Below are 23678 nucleotides of genomic sequence, written 5' to 3' on the forward strand. Positions count from 1 at the left end.
TTGTTTATTTTCGTCAATGAAAAAACATATTTTAAACTCAAAAAGCCTGTATTAACTGATATTTCAGTTCTTTCTGATATTTAGTTAAAAATTCCGTCTTCCACAACAAAGCCGATTTGGCTGGAACGCAGTAGGTCAACTTGAAGCCGATGAAATTCACATCGTCTTCAAGCTCGACCTCATTCTAAGCAATAAATTGCTAAGAATGATTTTACTGCTGAGCCAATCGGCTTTGTTGTTCCAGACTAGATAACTGGTTGATCGTTATTAATTTAAGATAAAAATCACACCATATTATTGTGAATCTCTTAATTGAGAAGTCATAAATAATATAGTGTGATTTATTTATTTGGAGATGTAGCCCACTTAATAACCGAACTTGAGTAAGAGCCATATTTCAGTCAATACGGGCTTTTGCTTATTCTTAGAAAGATACATCTTAATACTAAATATCCAGTTAAAGTCAGTAATATAAAAAAGGTCTTCAATTATATACATAGTATAGAAAACACCAACTAGCTCGGAGCAAGGAAGAAAAAATGGCTCAATAGCGAAGTTTTACTTATTCGGCGGTATTTGCCGGATTAGTAAAAGGCCAAGCTTGAAGACTCTTGATACAAGAGGCTTCAAGTTGTGCCCGCTATGTTCCAGCCAATTTTTTCTTTCTTGCGGAGAGCGGCATCATAATAATAACTCTGTTAACTTACGCTCTAACCGAACTTCAGAGAACAGAACCTGCATCATTTGATACGGATTTTTTTATTGTTAATATAAACCAATATCTAAACTAAACCTTGAGCTAACATTGCTTTAGCAACTTTTTCAAATCCGGCAATATTAGCACCGGCTTGATAATCTTTACCTAAGTCATATTCTTTATCAGCATCAGATATTTGTTTGTAGATATTTTCCATAATGCCCTTCAATTGGTGATCAACATCTTCAAAGTTCCATGAAAGACGTTCACTGTTTTGACTCATTTCTAGAGCCGAAACAGCAACTCCACCAGCATTAGCGGCTTTGGCAGGTCCATAAATAATTTGGTTATCTTTATAAACTTTAATTGCTTTGGTACTGCTTGGCATATTAGCACCCTCAGCAATATACTTAACACCATTTTTGACCATCAATTGAGCTTGGTCTTCGTTGATTTCATTTTGAGTGGCACATGGTAAAGCAATATCATAATCGATATCTAAGTCCCAAACCGAACCTTCAAAATACTTAGCAGTACTGATTTTATCAGCATATTCTTTGATACGTCCACGTTCAACTTCTTTGATCTGTTTTACAGTTGCCAAATCAATTCCATTTGGGTCATAAATATAACCATTGGAATCAGATACGGTTACAACTTTAGCACCATTTTCTTGAGCTTTTTGTAAAGCATAAATTGCTACATTTCCAGCGCCGGAGATCTTAATGGTTTTACTCTTCAAGGAATCTTTTTGGTCTTTAATTAAGGCATCTAAGAAATAAATCAAACCAAAACCAGTAGCTTCAGTTCTGGCTAAAGATCCACCATATTCCAAACCTTTACCCGTTAAAATACCACTTTGTGAACCGTTCAAACGTTTGTATTGACCGTATAAATAGCCAATTTCACGTCCACCAACACCAATATCACCAGCTGGGACATCTAGATTTGGTCCAATATATTTTTGAAGTTCAGTCATGAAGCTTTGGCAAAAACGCATAATCTCTAAATCTGATTTTCCCTTAGGATCAAAATCAGCTCCACCTTTACCACCGCCAATTGGTAGTCCAGTTAAACTATTCTTCAAGATTTGTTCAAAACCTAAGAATTTAACAATACTCAAGTTAACACTGGGATGTAATCTCAAGCCACCCTTATATGGTCCAATAGCAGAATTGAATTGGACACGGAATCCACGGTTGATTCGGTAGTTTCCAGCATCATCTTGCCAAGGAATTCGAAATTGAAAGACACGTTCAGGTTCAACTAGTGAACCCAAAATATTTGTTTTAATATATTCTGGATGCTTTTCTAAAACAGGTTTTAAACTCTCTAAGACGGTAAAAACAGCTTCTTGAAATTCTGATTGATTCGGATCTCGTTTAATAATAGTTTCTTTTAGATCTTTGATATAAGCTTCAACATCTGCCATAAAAATACCTACCTTTTTAAAAAGATTCATCCATATATTTAAATTAACCGATTAAATAACTAGATTGTCATTATTATATCCTAAATTAAGACAACTTTATATTAGAAACAAATCAATAGTATTTTAACAATCACTTTTTTGCCAAAGTAAATGATATTCTTTCTCATTATTCTCTAAATCAACATCCATTAAGCTGACGTTAAATCCATTGTCTTCATAAAATTTTCGAGCTCGAAAGTTCTTTTCATAAACATCTAGTGTTAATTGATTGTGACTTTTCTTCAAATAATCTAATAATTGTTTCCCAATACCTTGATTACGAAAATTTTTATCGACGAATATTCCTGCAATGTAATCATCTTTCAAACCAGTGAAACCTTTGATTTGATTATCAACGTAAACATAAATTTCAGCTTGTAAAAATTGTTGCTTAACCTCAGTCAGATGTTTTTTCCAATAACTTCTATCAATAAAATCATGAGCTTCCAAATTGCCATTAAGCCAAATCTGACCGACTTTTTCAAGTTCATTTAAATTCATTTTTCGAATCATGTTTGCCAACCACCTTTTTATTTGCTAGAATAACCTGATATTAATAAACACCGCCGGGTGTCAAATACAAAAGTACTCTTACCAATTCCATTAGGCCAATGAAGGAATTGCTAAGGGTACTTATTTTTTTGGAGGAAATTTCTATGGATTGGATCTATTTAGTTATTGCAGGACTATTTGAAGTGGTTTGGGCTACAACCATGAAGCTCAGCCACGGTTTTACCAAAATCAACTTTGCCATTTACACTGTTATCGGTTTATTTTTGAGCATGTTTTTCTTAGCTCTGGCTGTCAAAAAATTGCCAATGAGTTTAGCCTACCCCGTTTGGACTGGTATCGGAGCTGTCGGTTCGATCATCGTTGGGGTGATTCTCTTTGGAGATAAATTATCTCCACTGACTTGGGTCTTTGTAGCCTTACTTTTAATCGGTATTATCGGTATCAAAATAACTTCTGGCAGTTAAGCATCACGAAGATATAATATCCACCAACGATCAGACAAACGATCATTTTGGCAATTAAACTAGTCAAACGTCAATAATGACTTCGATTATTCTTATGTTTCATCATTTCCACTGCCGCAATCCCCCAGCTGAAAAATAACATCGTCATAACTTTAGTGATGATTCCTGGCAAATTATGTTGGGCAATTTCCCGCAATTGGAATAATTTAAAAGTTTGATATCTTTTCATTAGTATTCTTCTTCAATTAAATTACTTATATAACTATCTTAACAAATCGATTGAAAGTTAATTTATTTATTTCTCACAATTAATGACATCGGTTTCATTTTAGGATATGATTTAGTCACTATTGAAAGGATGCGATATTATGTTGACACCTGAAGATATACATCAAGATATGAAGGAATATAATGAGGAAAAGATGGCGCTTTTACGTGAAAATCCCTGGTTGATTCCTACCTCACTTCTTATTACCACAATCCCGTTCGCTGTTTCGGCTTATGGTTTTTGGAGAAATCGTCAATTACAAAAAAAGTTAAAAATAGAACGTGAAAAGACCAAACAAATGGCTTTGAAACAAGTGTTACCAAAGAATCATCAATTTAAATTTTAATTATTAATTTAAGGTGTCACGACATTAATTTGCGGTGGCACCTTTTTCGCGAGTAAACTATGAATGAATCTATTCAATTAAGGGGATATTTATCTATGAAAAAAAAGTTAACAGTCCTATTTCTCTTATTAACTATCTTAATTAGTTTGCCACTATCGCTGACAACTGTTTCCGCTGCGGCCGCACCCAAAGCTAAGAATCTAACATCAATCAGTCAAAGCGTTAATCACGCCGCACCAGAATCACCGATCATCTTTTCACATCGTGGCAGTCCTTATAATAATCCTGACCATTCCTTTAGTGGTTACAATCAAGCTATCAAAGATGGCAGTCAATACATTGAACAAGACGTTTGGCTCAGCAAGGATAACAAATTATTTGTCGCACATGATGATAACTTGAAGAAATCAACTGGTCACAACGTAACAATCTCTACTTCAACCGCTGCCAAGATCAGTAAGGTAAAATTACACAACGGTGAAAAAATTCATCAATTAAAAGATGTCTTTAATCGTTATGGTAAAAAAGTTCACTATATTATCGAAACAAAAAAGAATGCCGGCGACAATACTGACACTGAAAAAATTTTAGTTAAAGAGTTAAAAAAGCATAAAATGACCAACAATGTTATTTTTCAAGACGAAAGTTTACCTGGTATCGAAACTCTCCACAAATCACTCAAGAGCGTCCCTACTCTATGGTTACTGGATTCCGTAACCGAACGTCAATACAGTGAACAAATCGAAAACGCTCCCCGTTATATTAAGTTTATTTCTATTAAGTTGGATCAATGGACACCAAAATTAGTTAAATTAACTCATAAAAATGGTTTCAAAACTAATGGTTGGGTTTTGAATACCTATAATGATAATTACGATGCCCTGAATACATTGAAGCTGGATAGTGTCTTCACCAATAACACTAAAGAGACTTCTCAATTAATTAATAAGTGGAAATAATATGATACCAACTCGCGAAGAATTTTTAGAAAAAGTTTGTTATACACCGTTAGTTTTTGGACGCGTCACTAAAAAATTAGTGGTAAATATGTCAATTGCTGATATCAAGAATCTGGTCAACAAAATCATTATTGATCCTGAAACTACGATCATTAAGGAAGGCAAAAATTATTATCTCCAAAATAAAGATATTGAATTAGTCATCAATTCCTACAACTTCCGATTAATTACGGCTAATCGAAAATAATCATATTATATCCGGAGTAAATATTTGCCTTACAGTATACTCTAAGTTATACAATGAGCTTATCAAATGAGAGAGGTAACTTAATGACTAAACTAAATGAAACTTATACTTTAAACAATGGTATTAAAATTCCCAAAGTAGCTTTTGGTACATGGCAAATGCCTGCCTCAAAAACTCGTCAATCTGTGCTTGATGCTTTGGAAGCTGGTTATCGTCATATCGATACAGCCCTAGCTTATGGCAATGAAAAAGAAGTCGGCCAAGCCGTACGTGATTCTGGAATTGCTCGTGACCAAATTTATGTAACTTCTAAATTACCTGGTGAAACAAAAACTTACGAAGGTGCCAAACATGATTTTGAAGAAACCTTCAATAATTTAGACATCGACTATCTTGATTTATACTTGATCCACGCTCCATTCCCATGGAATGAAATGTCTTCAACTTCTGGAACTGTTGAAAAATGGGACAAGGCTAACCAAGAAATTTGGAAAGCTATGGAAGAAATCTTAGCAACTGGTAAAGTTAAATCAATCGGTGTTTCAAACTTTAACGTTCATGATCTAACAAGTTTAATGTCAACTGCTAAAGTCACACCTGCTGTTGATCAAATTCAATACTATGTTGGTTATACTGAACCTAAAATTTCACATTTTGCCAAAGATAACGATATTTTAGTTGAAGCTTATTCACCACTCGCAACTGGTAGAATGTTAAGCAATCCAACTGTTCAAAGAATTGCTGACAAATATAAAGCCAGTGTGGCCCAATTAGCTATCCAATTCATTGTTCAAAATGGTGCTTTACCACTTCCTAAGGCAACTCACAAAGAACACATTTTAGACAATGCTAAACTAGATTTCGTCATTTCCGATGAAGATATGGCAACTCTAAATGATATGTCAGATTCAGCTACTAATATGTATCATCATGCTAGACAAGAATAACTTTCATTAAATTAAAATAAGACTGATATAGCTTTTACGCTAATATCAGTCTTATTTCTTTATTTCATATTTTGTTCATCCCTAGAATAACTGAAATACAGATCCAACATTAATGACTTATCCTTTGTCGAGATATCATTTAAAGTTTGGATGGCGGTGGCAACCATTAGGTCATCGTCCATTCCTTCATCAGATTCATAATAATCAGTTTGAATATCAATTGATTCTTCAAACCATTCACCTATTCTAACGACAAATTTGTAAAAATCATTATCATTTTGACTATTAATAAAATCAATTTGAATCGTATTAAATAAATCCTCTAAGGCCAATACTTCCGAATACTTCATATCATTAACAACTTTGGGAATATCCTTAGCAGCTCTAGCTTCCTTAATTGCTTTTTCGCTAATACCAGTAGCATTGTGAATCTCAAATATCGTTACAGTGTCATCACTCAATATCTCTGATGCTCTGTCAATAGTTGATAACATCGGCACTACCTCGCTTTCGTGAAGCTATACTTTGTTACTATTATTATTTTAAATCAAAAATAGATTTCACGCTGCTAAGTTGTCTTGATTTTGACCAGACAGTTTAGGCAAGAAGATAAAAATCAATAGACCAATCAAAAATAATCCGCTCAATGATGCTGCCCCAATAGTTGATCTGCCAGTCATTTGAGTTACAACTGCTACAATAAAGGGTCCCATAACAGCTGAGAATTTTCCTAGTATATTATAAAACCCATAAAATTCACTACCAGAATCTTTAGGAATGATTTTGCCAAAATAAGATCTGCTCAATGCTTGCAATCCACCTTGACTGGTTCCATCTAAAATGGCTAGGATCCAAAAATCACGACTAGTTTTTAAGTTTAACGCGTACAAACAAATAATAAAATAAACCATAATTCCTAAAATAATTCCTTTACGAGTTGAAGTTTTATCAGCTAGCCAACCAAAGAAAATTGAGAATGGAAAAGCAATCAATTGAACAACTAACATGATAATCATCAGCTCATTCGTTTTAATGCCTATATCCATTCCAATTGCAGTGGCCATTGTAAATATGGTATCGACTCCATCAATATAGAAAAAATATGCTACTAAAAACCAGGCCACTTTTTTATATTGTTTGATATGATGAATCGTTGCAAATACCCGCCTGATACCATCCACAATTGGTGTTGACTCTGGTTTAAGTGAATATTTTTGATGAACATTTTTATTGATTGGTATCCAAAATATCAACCACCAAATAGCGGAAAGAACAAAACTACTTCGAGCAATTCCAGCCCCATCCAACATTCCGAAACCACCTGTTAATTGTAGTATCAAAAATAACGCAAAGGAGATCACTCCGCCTAAATATCCATAACCATAGCCATGCGTAGAAATCTTATTCATTTCCTCATCACTGGCTACATCGATCAAAAAACTATCATAGAAAAGATTACTTGCTGAAAAGCCAATATTTGATAACGTATAAATCACTAACAACAACTGCCACTGCTGGGCTGGAACCAACGCCAATCCAACAGTCATGATCATCGCTAACCAACAAAAAAGATTCAATAAGCGTTTTTTAAAATGTGGATAATCTGCCATCGCTCCCAAAAATGGTGCTAACAATGAAACTAACAGTGTTCCAAAACTATTAGCATAGCCCCAAATGGCTGTTGATCCAGCATTAGAAATCCCATTTCCTTGAGCGATGGATTTGAAATAAACTGGCAGAACAGCTGTTGTTACAATGATTGCATATCCAGAATTGGCCCAATCATAAAAGATCCAACTCCATTGTTCTTTCGTGATTTTCAAAATAATCACTCCTTATTGGAATATATTGAGCACAAAATAAGTATATCGTAATCATGATTTTCTTTTTATGGCAATAATTGAATAAAAATTGATAAATATATCTAGACTATCTCATAATTTTTTTATTATCATTACAGTCCATATGTAATTTCTAAGTTAGAGGTATATTTCTATTCTCCCTTAGATTACTGTGAGTATAGATTTAAAAAAATATCAATTCAATTATTAAATATCCTGTGTAATAAGTAATAGTTGAGTTTTTCTTAACTACCGGCCTTCTAAGCTGATATACATTATGGAGTACATTTTTAACACAACATTTTTTAAAATCAGTCAAATTTTCTGTGAAATAAAAAAACAGATTTGGAACATAACTATTTTTTTACTCAAATTTGCAGCGTAAACGCTGAACATAAAGGCTCTTTCCGCTCAAAACAAACAAGCCTCAGTAATCATAATACGATTACCGAGGCTTGTTTGTTTTAATTTGAGAGCTAACCATGTTATGTCCTGCTCTTTATTTTTCGATTCCTTTTCCGACGTAAGCATTTTCCAATACTTGTTTTAATTCTGAGATTAATGGTTCTTTAGGGTTAGTGAATGAGAATTGATCACCAAAGGCTGCTTCTGATAATGAATCAAGTCTTTCATCAAAGTCTTTCTTATCAATGAAGTTATCCTTCAAGCTCAACTTGATACCAACGCTGTGAGCAAGATCAACAATCTTCTTAACTAAGGCATCTTTCAAAGCTCTTTCATCCTTACCTGTTAAACCAACATAACTGGCAATAGCGGCGTAATCTGAATCAGCTCTGAAACTTTCGTACTTAGGCCACATAGTGATCTTAGTAGGTTGTTCGAAGTTGTAGTTGATTACTTGTGGTAAAGCAATGATTGATGCAAGACCATGTCTGATTCCATAAGCATTTGTCAAAACATCAGTGATTGAATGGCCAACACCAGCAAAGGCATTACCAAATGACATTCCAGCAAGTGTTGAAGCGTTGTGCATTTCTGCTTGGGCATCTTTGTCACCGTTGACAGCTTTATCTAAGTTGTCAAAGACTAGTTTGATTGCTTGAAGTGCATATGGTCTGGTGTAATCTGAAGCCATATTGGCAACAAATGATTCAACCGCATTGTTCAAAACATCCATTCCTGATTCAGCCATGATGTCTTTTGGCATTGTTTCAACAAATTGTGAATCAATGATAGCAATATCAGGTGTTAAAGCATAATCAGCGATTGGGTACTTTTCACCAGTCTTGGTATCGATGATTGAACTGAATGGTGTAACTTCAGCGCCGGTACCAAAGGTTGTTGGAATGGCAACAAATTGAGCTTTTTCTGGCTTAGGGAACTTGTAGGCACGTTTTCTAATGTCAACAAATCCTTGTTTAGCACCAAATAAATCAACATCTGGATGCTCGTAGAACAACCACATATCTTTGGCAGCATCCATGGTTGTACCGCCACCTAAAGCAATAATTGTATCAGGTTTGAACAAGTTCATTTGAGTAACACCACGTTTAACAACTTCGGTAGTTACAATATTATCAACGTCTGAGAACATTGAATATTCAACATGAACCTTACTACGTTTTAATTCATCAGTAATTGTATCAACGTAACCTAATTGAACCATAACTGGATCACAGACAATCAAGGCACGTTTCATATCTTCAAGATCTTCGAGGTAACGAACTGAAGTCTTTTCATAGTAAACTCTTGGCTGTTTAATCCATTGCATATTATTTCTCCGTTTAGCGATTGTCTTAATATTAAGCAAATCAAATGAAGATACGTTATGAGAAATAGAATTCTTCCCCCATGAACCAGTTCCAAGAGTAAGTGATGGAATCATTTCGTTGTAAAGATTACCAATACCACCAATAGCAGCAGGAGTATTAACTAATACACGACTAGCTTTCATCTTGATACCAAATTCAGTAGCTAAATCTTCATCCATTGTGTGGATACCAACGGTGTGACCTAGGCCACCAAAGTGAAGCAATTCGTCAGCTTTTTCGAAGCCTTCTTTGTGTCCAGCAACTTTATAAACTGACAAGACTGGTGAAAGTTTTTCGGCTGACAATGGTTCGTCAGGACCAACACCAGTAATTTCAACACCAAGGACCTTAGTATCGTCAGGAACTTTGATACCAGCAAGTTTAGCAATATTAAGAGCTGATTGACCAGCGATAGGACCTTTGACCCCACCTTGTGGTCTAAACATAGCATCGGCCAACTTCTTGTGATCAGCTTTTTTGATAAAGTAAACTTTATTCTTTTCTAATAGAGCTTTAACATCATCATAAATATCAGCATCAACAATGGCACTATTTTCAGCGGCACAGATCATACCATTATCAAAAGTCTTTGATAAAACGATATCGTTAACAGCACGTTTGATATTAGCTGTTTTTTCGATATAAGCGGGACCATTACCAGGACCAACACCCAAAGCAGGTTTGCCAGTTGAATAAGCAGCTTTGACCATGGCAGGACCACCAGTAGCCAAGACACTAGCAACGCCTTCGTTGTTGATCAAGTAAGTTGTTGCTTCAATACTTGGTTTTTCGACCCATTGGATAACTCCTTCAGGAGCACCAGCATCAACCGCAGCCTTTAACATAACTTTTGCAGCAGCGACTGAACATTTTTGAGCTTGGGGATGGAAACCAAAGATAATTGGGTTACGTGTCTTCAAGGCAATCAATGACTTGAACATTGCTGTTGAAGTTGGATTGGTAACAGGTGTAACACCGGCTAAAACACCAAGTGGCTCAGCAACTTTAATCAAACGATGTTCTTTGTCATCTTCAATAATTCCGACTGTTTTATCACGTTTGATTGAGTGCCAAATTTCTTCGGTAGCATACATATTCTTAATAACTTTATCTTCAACTAGTCCACGACCAGTTTCCTGATAAGCCAATTTTGCTAATTCAAAACTAGCATTTAAACCAGCAATAGCCATTTGGTGAACAATGTGATCCACTTGTTCTTGAGTAAAACCATCCATGATATCTAAAGCCTTATGAGCTTTAGCGACCATAGCATCAATAACTGGTTTTACATCTTCTTTTTCATCAACCTTTGTATCTTTGGAAACTTTAACCATCTGATTACCTCCAAGATTGAAACTATATTTGTTAACTAATTCACGTTTTATATTATCACTGTGCAAATTATCTTCAAGAGTTTTAATCTAAATAGTCAATGTAAACGTATTCACGTTGATATATCAACACGTAGAACCATCACCATGATGCTTAAAATAATTTCACATCAAAAATATATTAATTTAATTGTGAAATTTTCTTCACAAACTATGCTAATACAGACTTTTTGAATTCACAAAAAAAGAGCTGAATTGAATTTCAGCCCTAGTTTGTGAATTATTTTTTTATCTAAACATTGTTCTAGTAGCACGTGCCATTACTTTAGGATCTTTTTCATAATGGTGCATTGGTGTCATTTCTGACAATGGAATATTCAAGAATGTGTAAACTGCACGTTGTGCAGCACGGAATGAATATTGTTCCGTAAAGACCATGTCAAATGGTTGTTCAGCAAATTGACTGATAAAGGCCAAGTTCTTACTGTGTTCTGGTACAACATCAGGACGATCACCAACAGCTCTTTGATTGAACAAAGCACTAGCATATGGCATGTGAACAGGAATGACATTGACAATACTGTTCATGATTTCTTCCTTGTGGTTAGCAATGCCATCTTTACTTGGATCAACGGCAGCTAAGTGACCAAGGAATTCTTCCAACATTTCTTTACCAGTCATTTCGATGATTGGTTTTTGAACATAATCGCCATTTCTTCTTGGATACATGAAGTAACCCCAGAAGACTGATTCGTTAGGTTTTTGTTCCTTGAAATGTGGTTGGTGGTGAACAACAAGTGACATCAATGAAGTACTATCGATCCATGTGTTCAACGCATTACCTGGTTCTTGTTGAGTGATACGAGCAATTTCGTTAACTAAGTAGTGATCACTAGTTGTAACGGTAAAACTCATCCATTCACTTTGGTTACGATCATTGAAGAACTTATCAGGATTTCCTAATGAATAGAACTTCTCAGCAGCCTTCTTCCAAAGCATAGCACTTGGAGCATATTCCATATTTTCTTTAACTGGAGTGTCGTAATCACCGATTGATGAACTATCAGTAATTGAACCATTAGTATCAAAGACAAGATCATTTTCTTCGATATCGATATGTCCCTCTTTGTTGTCATTATCAACTTCTTCATACTTGAGACCAGTCACGATAATATCATCTTGAAGTGGTGTGTCTTTAAATTCCAAATCAGTAACTTTACGATTATTGATAAAGGTTACGCCACGGTCTTCCAAATACTTACGCATTGGTAATATGATACTTTCGTATTGGTTATATGGTGTTCTTGTAACACCTTCAAGAGTATTGATACGACTAAATTCAAGAATCATTCGGTTCATGTAACGACGTAATTCCATAACTGAACTTGAACGTTTGAAAGCAAAAGTTGTTTGCCACATGTACCAGAAGTTACTTGTAAAGAAATGAGGTGTACTACTGAACCATTCAGCAATACTAATGTTATTGAGTGTTTCTTCATCCTTTTCAGGCATCAACATTAATTTGCTTAGCAAGTAACGTTCTTTATTAGTAAACTGCATGTGTTTGTAATTATCTTTATTAGGTTTGTTACGTGGTCCATCTTGATCAATCAAACGACCAACATCGTGTGTTGGATGTGCGTGATCAAAATTCAAAATATCATCAGTCACTGTTTGACCTGGGTGATCCAAAGATGGTACTGAACGCAATAAGTCCCAAAGGTTTTCATATGTTTCTTCGTTCAACATACGGCCACCCTTGGCTAGATACCCTTTATTATTTGATAGTGCTTGATTACTATATTCATTTTCATAATCTTTGGTCAAAGCACCATCATTTGCCCCGTGAGTTTCTAGACCCATCATAGTGATTTGCTCACCGTTGAATCCACCATCACGAATTAAATAGATACCAGCAGCTAAGTTCCCAATACCGGTACCAATCATGTAGGCTTTTCTTGTCATAATAATTGACCTCCATTCGAATCTTACTATTTCTTCTATACACTCTAAATATAGCAGTTCGGCAAGAAAAGTAAAGGCTTTCAATACAGTATTCTCAACAAATCCAATCTAATTTTTGGTTAGCAGCTTTAGTGATATAACGTCGTCTTCAACGAATGCCAAGCTTTAAGACAACATGATTTTCGTTAAATCAAAATTACTCCCCACTATTTTTTAGTTAATCAATCTTTTACGTAAAACAACTATGAGCGAATACAAAAAAAGAGTTAAAACAAAATAATTTGTTTTGACTCCCTTATATTAATCACTGTATTTAGTTAAACGAATCACATCACGAACAATCATTAATTCTTCATCAGTTGGAACAACCATTACTTGAACGGTTGAATCCTGAGTACTGATTACGCGAGTTCCCTGACCTTGTTCATTAGCGTCCTTATCAATTTTTATACCCATATAATTAAAACTATTGGCAATATCAGCTCTAATTTCTGCATTCTTAGCTCCTGTACCAGCAGTAAAAATTAACACGTCAGCCCCAGCAAGTAAAGCAATGTATGAACCAATATATTTGATGATTCGGTTTTCATAAATCTTAATGGCCAAATCGGAACGATCATTTTCATCCCTAGTAGCAAGTAAATCACGCATATCTGGAGAAACACCAGAAATACCTAGTAAACCTGACTTAGTATTCAAAATTTTAACCATCTCGGTTGGATCAGTTACCTTTAACTTCTGCATTAAATAAGCCACTAGTGAAGGATCAATATCACCAGAACGAGTACTCATCGTAATACCGGCTAAAGGAGTAAAGCCCATTGATGTATCGACAGACTTACCATCTTCGATTGCATCAATTGAAGCGCCACTACCCAAGTGACATGAAATGATTTTAAGGTCATTCAATGGTTTATGTAGAAAATCTGCGGCCGCCTGTGAAACATATCTGTGACTAGTTCCGTGAGCACCAAATTTACGAACACCATATTTTTCATAATATTCATAAGGAATACTATACAAGTAATTGACCGGATCCATTGTTTGATGGAATGAAGTATCAAAAACAGCTACTTGAGGTACATCGGGAAGTATCTTCTCAAAGGCTTCAATACCAGCAGCCTGACCAGGATTATGCAACGGAGCAAATTCTGAAAGGTTTCTGATCTGTTGAACGACACGAGGTGTCACCACAGCTGAATCCTTAAAGATACTACCACCTGCAACAACTCGGTGACCAACACCAGTAATTTCATCGTAGCTTTCAATGATTTTTAAATCGATCAGTTTATCGAGCATCTTGTTAACAGCTGTCGTATGATCAGGAATATCTCCCATCTCACTAATCTTTTTACCATCAAATTCAACTTCAAAAACAGAGTCTGACAAACCTAAACGGTCTACCATTCCCTTGGCAATAACTTTTTCATCAGGTACTGTATAGAGTTTCCACTTTAGTGTAGAGCTACCAGAATTAACGGCCATGATTTTAGACATTTAATCTCACCTAACCTTTAAAATTTTTTGCCCAGTCTTGTAACTGGTCTTTAAACCCTTCAAATGCTTTGGGATTATTAGTATCTGGTATTGTGCCCATCAAAACATTTCCAACTTGTTCAGCCTTACCACCGTGCTTTTGTAATACGACAATTGCTTTTTGTGCTTCTTTCGATGCAAACAAGGTCGTAGGTAAATCCAATACCGCTTGCAAGTATACACTTGAAACCATCCATTCGGATAATTTCTTTGCCTGATCTGTTTGGAAAATCTGTGAAGGTACAATAAATATACCGATTCCACCATCATTCAAATTATTCATTGTTTGTTCAATCAACAAATGATGTGCATAAGAGTGACCCTTGTCTGCCTTAGTTTTAAACTTAGCAGCATTCTCATCAACTGGATAATAACCCACCGGTAAATCTGCAATGGCCATATCAATATCAGTAATGTCCCACTCAGCAACGCTGTCTTGATGATAAGCATCGATATTCAGATTCATCACTTCACTAAACGATTTGGTCAACGAAACTAGCGCATCATCATTATCAAGTGCTGCCGCATTAATCTTAAATTTGTCAGTCATATTCAATTGTTCAATAAATTCGACCAACAAGTTTCCTGACCCAACAGTTGGATCAACTACGTTCACACTCTTTTTATCTTGAACATTTAGTATCTCATAAGCAATTAAGCTTGCTATCAAACCGATAGCATCCGGAGTCATCAATTTGTTAACTTCGGTCTTATCATCTTTTTCTGACTTGATAATTGAAACTGTAATAGCCTGCTTTAATTGTAAAGGAGTCAAATTAAAATCTTTCAATCCTTTATAAATAACTTCTAACTTTGCAACAGTGTCTTTATCTGGAACATCGTTCTCCACATAAACCTTACCATCGGAAATATTAGTCAATGTTTCAGCAAGCGCCTCAATGTTACTTACTCTCAAAGACTTCTTCAATAAAGAATTAGCCTCGTTTAATTTATCAAAATATGATTGCATATCTTTTTCTGACATGGTTAACCTCTTTGCTTAATAGTAAAATTTTAACGTGGGAACCAACTTTATTCAAGGATTCCTAAATTGCCAATACTCCATTTTATTACTTTTATTAATATAATTGTTAATTTGTTGCTTGTATATCTTATCTAATTGCCGATAATCATTGATCTGTTCGCTGATATAAGAATTACTGTATCCAATAATCATAATTGCTACTGCTTATAATAATATACTATTAAGCAAGACTGTCCCGCTACGTTTATAATTATTTTTTATCAATTTAGGATGCATAAGTTAAACACATTTCTGATTTTTGACCAGCTTTATTCACTGTTGTAATGATAACTAAGTTTCGAAATTTTTCAATATTAATCTTTTGTAAATTTGTCAAAATCGGTTCGTGTCCTCCATCTGCTGCGGTTGTGATACGCAACATTTTATCTCCAACTATTGGACCATATTTCTCTATCATCCACTTCTTATTAGTTTGAAGATTTAGATAAAGTATCTGTTGATCATTAACATCAATTACCTTATTTTCATCCAACAAACTCTGAAGTTTTTCTTGCGTGATGTGCCAACGTACCTGTTCTCTAAACGACGTATTTTGAACTCTTTTAAGTATCTGTAGGGATTGTTGCAAAATACCTAAGGTCATAATAGTTACTATTAACGCCACGACCGCTTCATACAAAATAAAACCCGCTCTTTTACTTTTCCAGCTAATAAACATTTTGGTTAACCCTAACTTGATATTTATTTTCTTTTTGATAAAAGTAATATTTCTGCCCTTTTACAATGATTGGATTGGGTAGCTCAGTAGATTTCAAATGCAACAATATTATTTTATGAGCATTAACTCGTTGTTCCCACTCGTTCAGTAATTTAAATTGTTCACTCACACAAATTGACAAAGTAAGGATTATTAAAGTCGAGATCATCAAAGCGGTTAAAGATTCAATCAAAACAAATCCTCCATGTTTACTGTTCAATTATTTCACCCCAACCAAACTGAACTTTGTAAGAATAGTCTTTGTTAGTCAATGTTGAATGAAATTGAATAGACATTGGTGGTGCTACACCTGAATCGGCAATTCCATAATCTATGGCCGCATTACTGTTGATTCTCAATGTTGCTGGTAATTTTTTCTTTTTATAATATTTTTGTTGACCTGCCAAAGATCCATTGGAAATAAACTTAATAGTATTACTATCTGTAAACCACTGAAACTTTGCTGCTCTTTTATTCAGATAACCATAGTTTAAAGTTTCGGTAAAAGTATTCTTAAACCATGAGATTGCCTGCCGTTCTTCAACTTTAGCCTGATAATCTTTGAGATTATATATAGAAACGGCTGCCAACGTACAAAAAATCGCCAAACTAATAACTGTTTCTAACAACGTGAAACCAGACCTACTTCTTTGCATCATCTTTATTTTTTAGTTCTTCAATTTTTTGTGCTTTCGTCAATTGTTTGTTTGAAATATAACTACCATCTTTTAATTCTGCTAATGTTGGAGACTTCCCATCATGATCTTCGGCATATAGTTCTTTTTGAGTTTGAATAGTGATATTAAAAGCTTCATCGGACCGTTTATCAGCCTTCTCTTTTTGGGCGGCTAGATTAGGAATCATAATTAATAGCAACAACGAAATAATAAATAAAACAATTACCATTTCAATTAAAGTAAAAGCTCTGTGGATTTTTTTCATCAGGACATTCCTCTCATCATTCCATAAATTGGTAATAAAACTATCAAGTAAGTCACCACAATTACAATTGCAATAACTCCAAATAAAATCGGTTGAACTAAATTCAAAAGTTTTTTCAATTCCCGTTGGGTCTCTTCAAATTTCAATTCCGACATTAATAAAAGATCCTGTGCCAGCTGTGAACCACTTTCCCCTGCCTGTAAAATAACTTTTAATTGCTTGGGTAAAAATATTTCTTCTTCAATCATCGTCAGTAAATTTTTGCCGCTAGTTAAACCAACGATAAATTTATTAGCTAAATAATTTTGAATCGATCCTTTTTGAAAATGTTTATTGGATTCACAAATATCAAATAAATTCATTCCACTGGATAGTTGCATCCCTAGTCCTTGCAACATCAAAAATTGATAAAAATTCAAATATATTTTTCCTATTGCCGGTAATTTCACAAGGACTGTTGCCTGTTGATATTCCGATTTCTGACGGATACGAAAAATAAAAATCATTAATAAAGTTATTGAAATTACAAATAATAATAAAAGAGCTTTCAACAACAAATCAATATTATTTCCACCACTGGCAACCTCTAATTGCGGAATAATATAAATTTTCATTCCTATTAACATGGTCATCAGGAATCCTAAAATAAAACTGGGATACATCAATATTTCTTTTAATTTATTCTTCTGTTTTGCCTGACTCTGCAATAACAACCCAGTTTGCTCTAGAGCCACCTCGATTTTGCCATGATTCTGGGCAATAACTAATTGATTAAAAACAACTGTTGGCAATTGTAGATGGATCAATGCTTGTGAAATCATTTTCCCGCTTTGCAGATCACGATGTATTTTTTCAAACAATTCATCATTATCTTTCAGTAAACGCAAACAATTTATCGACTGACTTAGTGAAAATCCATTTTTTAATAACTTGCTAATAATCAATAAGTATTCTGATTGTCGTGCGGAACTGACCTTTTTAGCCGTAAACAAACTCTTGATAGACTGCTTCATTGATTTGCCCCTGTCGATATGATTTTTCTAATAATTGTAACCAATTCCCATCAGTTATCTTATTCTGAATGAATTCTTTGATTGCAAAACTATCGATCGTGTCGATAAATAACTCCAGTTCCAGATTAGTTGGAACTAACCTTTGATAGGAAATGAAGTTGACAGCATTGAGGATTTCTTCGTCCATAATGCCAAACTGTCTTAATCTCTGAATTACGGAATATTTGGATTTCCCATGAATCGTCGTCATCACCGTGTAGCCACAAATAGCCGCTTGAATCGCCTGTTTAGCGGTTTGACTATCCCGAATCTCTCCAATAATCAAAACCTCCGGGCGATGCCTTAAACTGGTTTTGATTAATTCTTCATAGGTCATTCCCGCTTCGGCATTAACTTGTAATTGCAAAAAATTATCTTCCACTATCTCAATAGGATCTTCAATACACATAACTTTTTTGTTCACACTCAATTGCCGTCCTAAAGCATACATTAAAGAGGTTTTCCCTGAACCCATCGGACCTGAAAATAGCATCATCCCTTTGCGTTGAGCAATTGGTAAAAGCCGCTCAACAATTTCTTTATTGACAGACGAATTAAATTCTTGCGGATAAATCAGACGTACCACCATCGATTCCCGATTTTTAAAATCTCCCACAGATGATATCCTGATAAAAATATCTCGGTTTTGATAAATAAAATTAAAGGCACCTTTTTGAGAACGACGCCGCTCTGAAACATCTAAACCACTGTTAAATTTTAAATAGTTCATAATCGCATAAGTTTCATCAGCCGTTAAATCGGCCACAGTATAACTTTGAAATGAATTACGTGCCTCCAGATGATAAAAATTATCTCTGGGAAGAAAATAAATATCAGATATTTTATTGATACACGCTTCCGTTAAAAGATTGTTGACCATCGTTTCTGCAGTCATATTACAACCCCCTTTCGAAAAAAATTACGCAAAAAAAGACCGCAAACTTAATCGTTTACGATCTTTTTAAAACTTATTCTTCGTCATTATCTGCAGCAGCAGTAAAGACTTCTGAAACATCTTCATCATCTTCAAGTTGATCAATCATATGTTCGAATTGTTCTTGTTTATCTTCAGGAACTGGTGTTGTATTTTGAGGAATCATTGTTAATTCAGCATCAGCAATTTCGTAACCCTTTTCGATCAAACCATCACGAACGGCTGCAAAATCTTTTACATCTGTATAAATTTCATAAGCATCATCTGATGTTTGTAGATCATCAGCACCTAGATCCATAATATCCATCAAAACAGTATCTTCGTCTTGTGAATTCTTTGTACGGTCTAGAACTAAATAACCTTTTCGATCAAACATGTAAGCAACTGAACCACTAGAACCCATGCTACCTCCGTTACGAGTAAATGCAACACGTACGGCAGAAGCAGTTCTGTTCTTGTTATCTGTTAAAGTTTCAACTAATACGGCAACTCCACCTGGAGCATAACCTTCGTATGTAACTTCATCATAATGTTCTTCACTACCACCATCAGCCTTTTTAAGGGCACGTTTGATATTGTCCTTAGGCATGTTGGCTGCACGAGCTTTATCTACTATTAAACGAAGGGCAGCATTATCGTTAGGGTCGGAGCCGCCTGATTTAGCTGCCATGAATAACTCACGAGACAGCTTTTGGAAGATTTTACCACGCTTGGCATCTTGGGCACCTTTTCTACCTTGGATATTATGCCATTTTGAATGTCCTGACATTTCTGTTTCCTTCTTTCACGAATATTGTAAACCGCCTACAATTTTATCAAAATAAGACTGCTATTACAATATTTACAAGGAAATAAACTTAGAAAGGCATTATTTATTGTCTTTGATGACGATTTTTTCTGATATCGATTACACCGAGCGTCATAATACCGATTATTACACCCAAAACTTTCATAAAGGTACCTTTATCATTCCCAGTTTGAGGGAACATAGCAACTCCTGATGCTTGATAACTAGGAGTATAACCGTTTATATTCGCCGTCTTTTTGGGAGCAACCAAGACACCTGCAGATTTGTCATCATTGGGTACATAATAAACAGTCCCAGACATAACAACCGCTCCATTTTTAGCATCTTCTGTAGTTGATCTATTTGAAGCAATTACATCTTTAAGACTCTTAGGATCAGCTGATTTTATTGGAATATTAGACTCCGTTGGATCTTTAATATTAGGATCTATCATTGGGTCCGTTGAATTTTCAATAGTTGTTAATCCATTTGGATCAGTAGGTGTTGTTGGGTCTGTTGGATCTTTAGGATCTACTGGATCTTTAGGATCTACTGGGTCTTTAGGATCTACTGGGTCTTTAGGATCTACTGGGTCTTTAGGATCTACTGGGTCTTTAGGATCTACTGGTACTACTGCTGTAGCTTTATTCAAAACAGTCAAATCTACTGTTTTAGTCTGACCATCCATCGTACTTAATTTAACATCATAAGTCCCAGCGACGTTCAAGTTGGCTTGGTCTAAATCAACATTAACTGTTTCAGATTTACCATTATCATCCGTTGCTTTAGCCGCAAAGTCATTAACTGTTGGTGTGACATCACCAATATGCATTGTATAGTTACTGCCACTAAGGGATTTCTCATTTGGTGTTATTTGTAAACTGCCATCTTCTACTTGAATATTATAATTTGGATTGTCAGTCGCACTCACCTTGACGGTAATTGGATAGCTGCCAACCGTTTCACCTGGGATTCTACTCAAAGTATAAATTGGTGTAGCTCCATTATCGATATCGGTTGGCATTGAAACCGTTGCTGTCAATTGAGGATCATTTGTCCCTGCTACTTTTGTTAAATCATTAACCTTAATAATGACTTTGGCCTGGTTAACAACAAAACTAGCGGTATTATTTCCGGTTGTCCAACTGTACAAATTGCTCTGATTTAAACCCAGAATATTTTTCATCCCCTGATCAGTTAAAACCACATCATAAGTTCCAGCATTATTAGCAGTTTTAGCCAAAGCCAAATCACCTGCTTGCAAAGCATAAGAAATTCCGTCTGACAAGTTGACTGTGTAATTACTATTGTTAATGGACTGATCCTTACCGGTATAATTTACGACTTCATTACCAGCAATATCAATTGTGCCATCGCGTTTATAAACTGCAACCGTCACAGTGCTCTTTTCGTTACCATAACTATAAGTAACCCGATAATTCCCAGCAGCTTGAGTATTAACACTATTTGTTGTTTGTCCATTAGGGGCAACAATCGAGATAACGATGTTATTCAAAGGAACACTGGTACCAGTCGAATTAACAGCACTCACAAAGTTATCCGTTGGATTCCAAGTACTACCAGTCGGAATATTAGTATTAAATACCTTGATATCTGGATCATCTAAGATGACATCATAAACACCACTGTATCCTTGATCAGCATTCGCACCAGAATTCAGACTCCAGTTAAAATTAAAATTCGTCACTCCTGCCGGAATATTAAATTGATTATTGCTATAAGTAACTCCATTACTCAAGTTAGAGATGGATAACGACTTTTCAGTTATTCCACCGATATTAATATTAAAGTAATCCGAGATATTGGTATGCTCTGTATCTGTAAAAATATTGGCAAATTGATTAGTTGCCATATTAGGACTATAAACAGCGGCCAAAACATTGATATTCGGTACACTGATGTTAGTGATCCGATTATAACTAAAAGCATCTTTTCCGGCGCTAATATTAGATGCCTCGGTTGCTATACCAGTCAACTGATTACCCATAAAAGCTTCACTACCAATATTCGTCACGCTTGTTGGAACAGTTAGCGTACCCTCCAGCTTGTTATAAGCAAAGGCTGATTCACCAATTGTTTGAACATTGTCATCCAATTTCAAACTGCTGATTGAATTCCCAGCAAAACTTTGATTACCAATTGTCGTTACACCATTTGGTATCGTCAAAGCTCCTTGTAATCCAGTGTATTCAAAAGCACCATCGTCGATTAATGTTAATTTTGTTGCCTTGGAAAGATCAATTGATGTTAATTTACCATCATAAGTAAAGGCTTGTTTGCCAATTGATGTTAAACCTGAACCAAAGTTGATGGATTTTAAACCTGTGTTGGCTAGGAAGGCTTGGTCGCCAATCGTCGTTAAACTGTCAGGTAATTTAATATCCGTGGCCGAACTATTGTAAATAAAAGCTTGCTTACCCAAACTGGTCAATTGATTATTATTGCTTAAATCGATTGCTGTAATCTTTGAATCACTACTAAAAGCATCATCGTCAATTGTTTTTAATCCAGTAGCCTTAGAAAAATCAACGTTAGTTAAATTGACATCCGCTGCAAAAGCTTGACTACCAATACTTTGTAAATCAGCAGGCAATGTAACTGATTCCAAGGCACTATTATAGATAAAAGCTTGATTGCCAATTGTTGTAACTGAATCAGGAATATCAACTGTTTTGATTTGATCACTAGCAAAAGCCAAATTACCAATTGCTGTTAAAGTATTATCATTTGATAAATCAATATTTTGCAAACTGGAATATGCAAATGCCCCATCATTAATATTAGTCACGCCACTATTAACTTTTACACTAGTAATGATTTTGTTACCTACAAAAGCACTGTTGCCAATACTAGTAACAGTATAATCTTTACTTGTTGTAGTCGATCCTTTACTTGTAACCGTAATGGTCGAAGGAATATCAACTAGCCCCCCAGTATCAGTAGCCAGCTTATTTGTTGTTCCTGTTAAAGAAGCCACATTATTATTGTCATCAACACTCCAGGTAAAATCATTAGCATCTGTGTGTTTGCCAACAGAACTGACTGTATAGTTTGTCGTATCAATGGAAGTCAGCTTTGAAGGAGCTGTTGCCAAACCATTAGGAACATCAGTTGCATCAGTTCCGACTACGGCAACCTTAGGAGTTGCAACTGGCATTGTTGCTGTTTTCGTTATTGGATCTTTTACAGCCGTATTGGCAGTAGTCGTGGATGAATCTGGTGTCGTCACGGTCGCTGTTTTAGTAGCCGGGACTAGTGTTGAAGTAGCAGCACTTTGTGTTGCTGATACCGTAGGACTTGTGGTATCAGAGGCAACGTCAGAAACACCAGTGCTTGGAATCGTAATATCTTTTGATTCTGTCGACGCAGTTGGAGCCTCTGAAACATTTGTCGTATTTTCAGAAACAGGGTTACTTGTTAATGATGTATCTTTTATTGGATCAGTTGTGGCAGTGGGTGCTGTCGCTACAGTTGAAACTGTTGTTGTGGCAGTTTTAGTTGAACTTGTTGCAGTTGAATCTGTTGATTCATTTGAACTATTTGTTTTAGTATTATTATTTGAATTCGTTGTACTATTTGTATTTGTCGTATTGGTTGAAGATGCTACAGATGAACTTGGATTATCAGTTGTATCTGCATGGACAATGGCTTGGTGGCCTAGTGAAGTTCCTAAACCGAGTGTCATTGCCGCACTAGCGGCAATTAATAATTCCTTTTTATTAAGCATAATTTTCTTATCTGCCATATTAATAAACCGTCCTTGCTGGGATGAAATCAGTAATAAATCTGTCTAAACATCTCAATGCATATGATACAACTTTTCTTATAAGTTTCTATATTTTT

At 35.2% G+C, this 23678-nt stretch carries 22 protein-coding genes; 5 read left to right on the forward strand and 17 right to left on the reverse strand.

The genetic code is table 11. The features are described 5' to 3' along the window. Nucleotides 1-782: 782 nt before the first annotated feature. Both gdhA and IV57_RS09235 read right to left on the reverse strand, forming a co-directional pair. On the reverse strand, nt 783-2129 hold the full coding sequence (gene gdhA / locus IV57_RS09230) for an NADP-specific glutamate dehydrogenase (RefSeq protein WP_057881239.1): 1347 nt from the start codon (nt 2127-2129) through the stop codon (nt 783-785). A gap of 123 nt (nt 2130-2252) precedes the next feature. Further along, nucleotides 2253-2681 (reverse strand): GNAT family N-acetyltransferase, encoded by a 429-nt coding sequence (locus IV57_RS09235; RefSeq protein ID WP_057881240.1) that lies wholly within the window; start codon nt 2679-2681, stop codon nt 2253-2255. A 143-nt stretch (nt 2682-2824) separates the two neighbouring features. Between IV57_RS09235 and IV57_RS09240 the strand changes: the two genes are divergently transcribed. Beyond that, a complete protein-coding gene (locus IV57_RS09240; RefSeq protein WP_057881241.1) occupies nt 2825-3145 on the forward strand; it encodes a DMT family transporter in 321 nt (106 codons plus the stop codon). A gap of 70 nt (nt 3146-3215) precedes the next feature. On the opposite strand, the gene IV57_RS13185 is transcribed toward IV57_RS09240, so the two are convergent. After that, nucleotides 3216-3374: a hypothetical protein gene (locus IV57_RS13185; RefSeq protein WP_157051941.1), complete on the reverse strand. Its 159-nt coding sequence runs from the start codon at nt 3372-3374 to the stop codon at nt 3216-3218. 139 nt (nt 3375-3513) lie between these two features. Between IV57_RS13185 and IV57_RS09245 the strand changes: the two genes are divergently transcribed. From IV57_RS09245 to IV57_RS09260, 4 genes are all read left to right on the forward strand, one after another. Beyond that, nucleotides 3514-3759, forward strand: coding sequence for a hypothetical protein (locus IV57_RS09245; RefSeq protein ID WP_057881242.1), 246 nt, complete (start codon nt 3514-3516; stop codon nt 3757-3759). Nucleotides 3760-3854: 95 nt separating this feature from the next. Further along, nucleotides 3855-4718 (forward strand): glycerophosphodiester phosphodiesterase, encoded by an 864-nt coding sequence (locus IV57_RS09250; protein ID WP_057881243.1) that lies wholly within the window; start codon nt 3855-3857, stop codon nt 4716-4718. A gap of 1 nt (nt 4719) precedes the next feature. Next, nucleotides 4720-4965: a DUF3781 domain-containing protein gene (locus tag IV57_RS09255; RefSeq protein WP_057881244.1), complete on the forward strand. Its 246-nt coding sequence runs from the start codon at nt 4720-4722 to the stop codon at nt 4963-4965. Between the two features lie 83 nt (nt 4966-5048). After that, nucleotides 5049-5912: an aldo/keto reductase gene (locus IV57_RS09260; RefSeq protein WP_057881245.1), complete on the forward strand. Its 864-nt coding sequence runs from the start codon at nt 5049-5051 to the stop codon at nt 5910-5912. A 59-nt stretch (nt 5913-5971) separates the two neighbouring features. Here the strand turns inward: IV57_RS09260 and IV57_RS09265 are convergent, their stop codons facing one another. The 14 genes from IV57_RS09265 to IV57_RS09330 form a co-directional block, all read right to left on the reverse strand. Beyond that, on the reverse strand, nt 5972-6406 hold the full coding sequence (locus IV57_RS09265) for a hypothetical protein (RefSeq protein ID WP_057881246.1): 435 nt from the start codon (nt 6404-6406) through the stop codon (nt 5972-5974). A 66-nt stretch (nt 6407-6472) separates the two neighbouring features. After that, nucleotides 6473-7735 (reverse strand): MFS transporter, encoded by a 1263-nt coding sequence (locus IV57_RS09270; protein WP_057881247.1) that lies wholly within the window; start codon nt 7733-7735, stop codon nt 6473-6475. A gap of 517 nt (nt 7736-8252) precedes the next feature. Further along, a complete protein-coding gene (gene adhE / locus IV57_RS09275) occupies nt 8253-10859 on the reverse strand; it encodes a bifunctional acetaldehyde-CoA/alcohol dehydrogenase (RefSeq protein WP_057881248.1) in 2607 nt (868 codons plus the stop codon). A gap of 285 nt (nt 10860-11144) precedes the next feature. Beyond that, nucleotides 11145-12878 (reverse strand): oleate hydratase, encoded by a 1734-nt coding sequence (locus IV57_RS09280; RefSeq protein ID WP_420806325.1) that lies wholly within the window; start codon nt 12876-12878, stop codon nt 11145-11147. A gap of 243 nt (nt 12879-13121) precedes the next feature. Then, nucleotides 13122-14318 carry an acetate/propionate family kinase gene (locus IV57_RS09285; RefSeq protein ID WP_057881250.1) on the reverse strand — a complete coding sequence of 399 codons (1197 nt, stop codon included), beginning with the start codon at nt 14316-14318 and terminating at the stop codon, nt 13122-13124. 10 nt (nt 14319-14328) lie between these two features. Then, a complete protein-coding gene (locus IV57_RS09290) occupies nt 14329-15342 on the reverse strand; it encodes a class I SAM-dependent methyltransferase (protein WP_057881251.1) in 1014 nt (337 codons plus the stop codon). Nucleotides 15343-15607: 265 nt separating this feature from the next. Beyond that, the gene (locus IV57_RS09295) at nt 15608-16021 is read right to left on the reverse strand and encodes a ComGF family competence protein (protein WP_162261219.1); all 414 of its coding nucleotides are present in this window, start codon (nt 16019-16021) and stop codon (nt 15608-15610) included. Between the two features lie 28 nt (nt 16022-16049). Continuing rightward, nucleotides 16050-16292 carry a hypothetical protein gene (locus tag IV57_RS09300; RefSeq protein ID WP_057881253.1) on the reverse strand — a complete coding sequence of 81 codons (243 nt, stop codon included), beginning with the start codon at nt 16290-16292 and terminating at the stop codon, nt 16050-16052. 16 nt (nt 16293-16308) lie between these two features. After that, the gene (locus IV57_RS09305) at nt 16309-16758 is read right to left on the reverse strand and encodes a prepilin-type N-terminal cleavage/methylation domain-containing protein (protein WP_083488947.1); all 450 of its coding nucleotides are present in this window, start codon (nt 16756-16758) and stop codon (nt 16309-16311) included. Beyond that, nucleotides 16742-17041, reverse strand: coding sequence for a competence type IV pilus major pilin ComGC (gene comGC, locus IV57_RS09310; protein ID WP_057881255.1), 300 nt, complete (start codon nt 17039-17041; stop codon nt 16742-16744). Before comGC ends, IV57_RS09305 begins: the two co-directional genes overlap by 17 nt. Then, nucleotides 17041-18054 (reverse strand): type II secretion system F family protein, encoded by a 1014-nt coding sequence (locus tag IV57_RS09315; RefSeq protein WP_057881256.1) that lies wholly within the window; start codon nt 18052-18054, stop codon nt 17041-17043. The genes comGC and IV57_RS09315 overlap by 1 nt, the downstream gene beginning before the upstream one ends. Continuing rightward, nucleotides 18020-18988 (reverse strand): competence type IV pilus ATPase ComGA, encoded by a 969-nt coding sequence (comGA, locus tag IV57_RS09320; protein WP_057881257.1) that lies wholly within the window; start codon nt 18986-18988, stop codon nt 18020-18022. The genes IV57_RS09315 and comGA overlap by 35 nt, the downstream gene beginning before the upstream one ends. Before the next feature lie 73 nt (nt 18989-19061). Next, the gene (locus IV57_RS09325; RefSeq protein WP_057881258.1) at nt 19062-19796 is read right to left on the reverse strand and encodes a YebC/PmpR family DNA-binding transcriptional regulator; all 735 of its coding nucleotides are present in this window, start codon (nt 19794-19796) and stop codon (nt 19062-19064) included. A 103-nt stretch (nt 19797-19899) separates the two neighbouring features. Then, nucleotides 19900-23580, reverse strand: coding sequence for a leucine-rich repeat protein (locus IV57_RS09330; RefSeq protein ID WP_057881259.1), 3681 nt, complete (start codon nt 23578-23580; stop codon nt 19900-19902). Nucleotides 23581-23678: the final 98 nt, after the last annotated feature.

Origin of the sequence: Companilactobacillus kimchiensis, assembly GCF_001438805.1 — a bacterium.
GTDB lineage: Bacteria > Bacillota > Bacilli > Lactobacillales > Lactobacillaceae > Companilactobacillus > Companilactobacillus kimchiensis.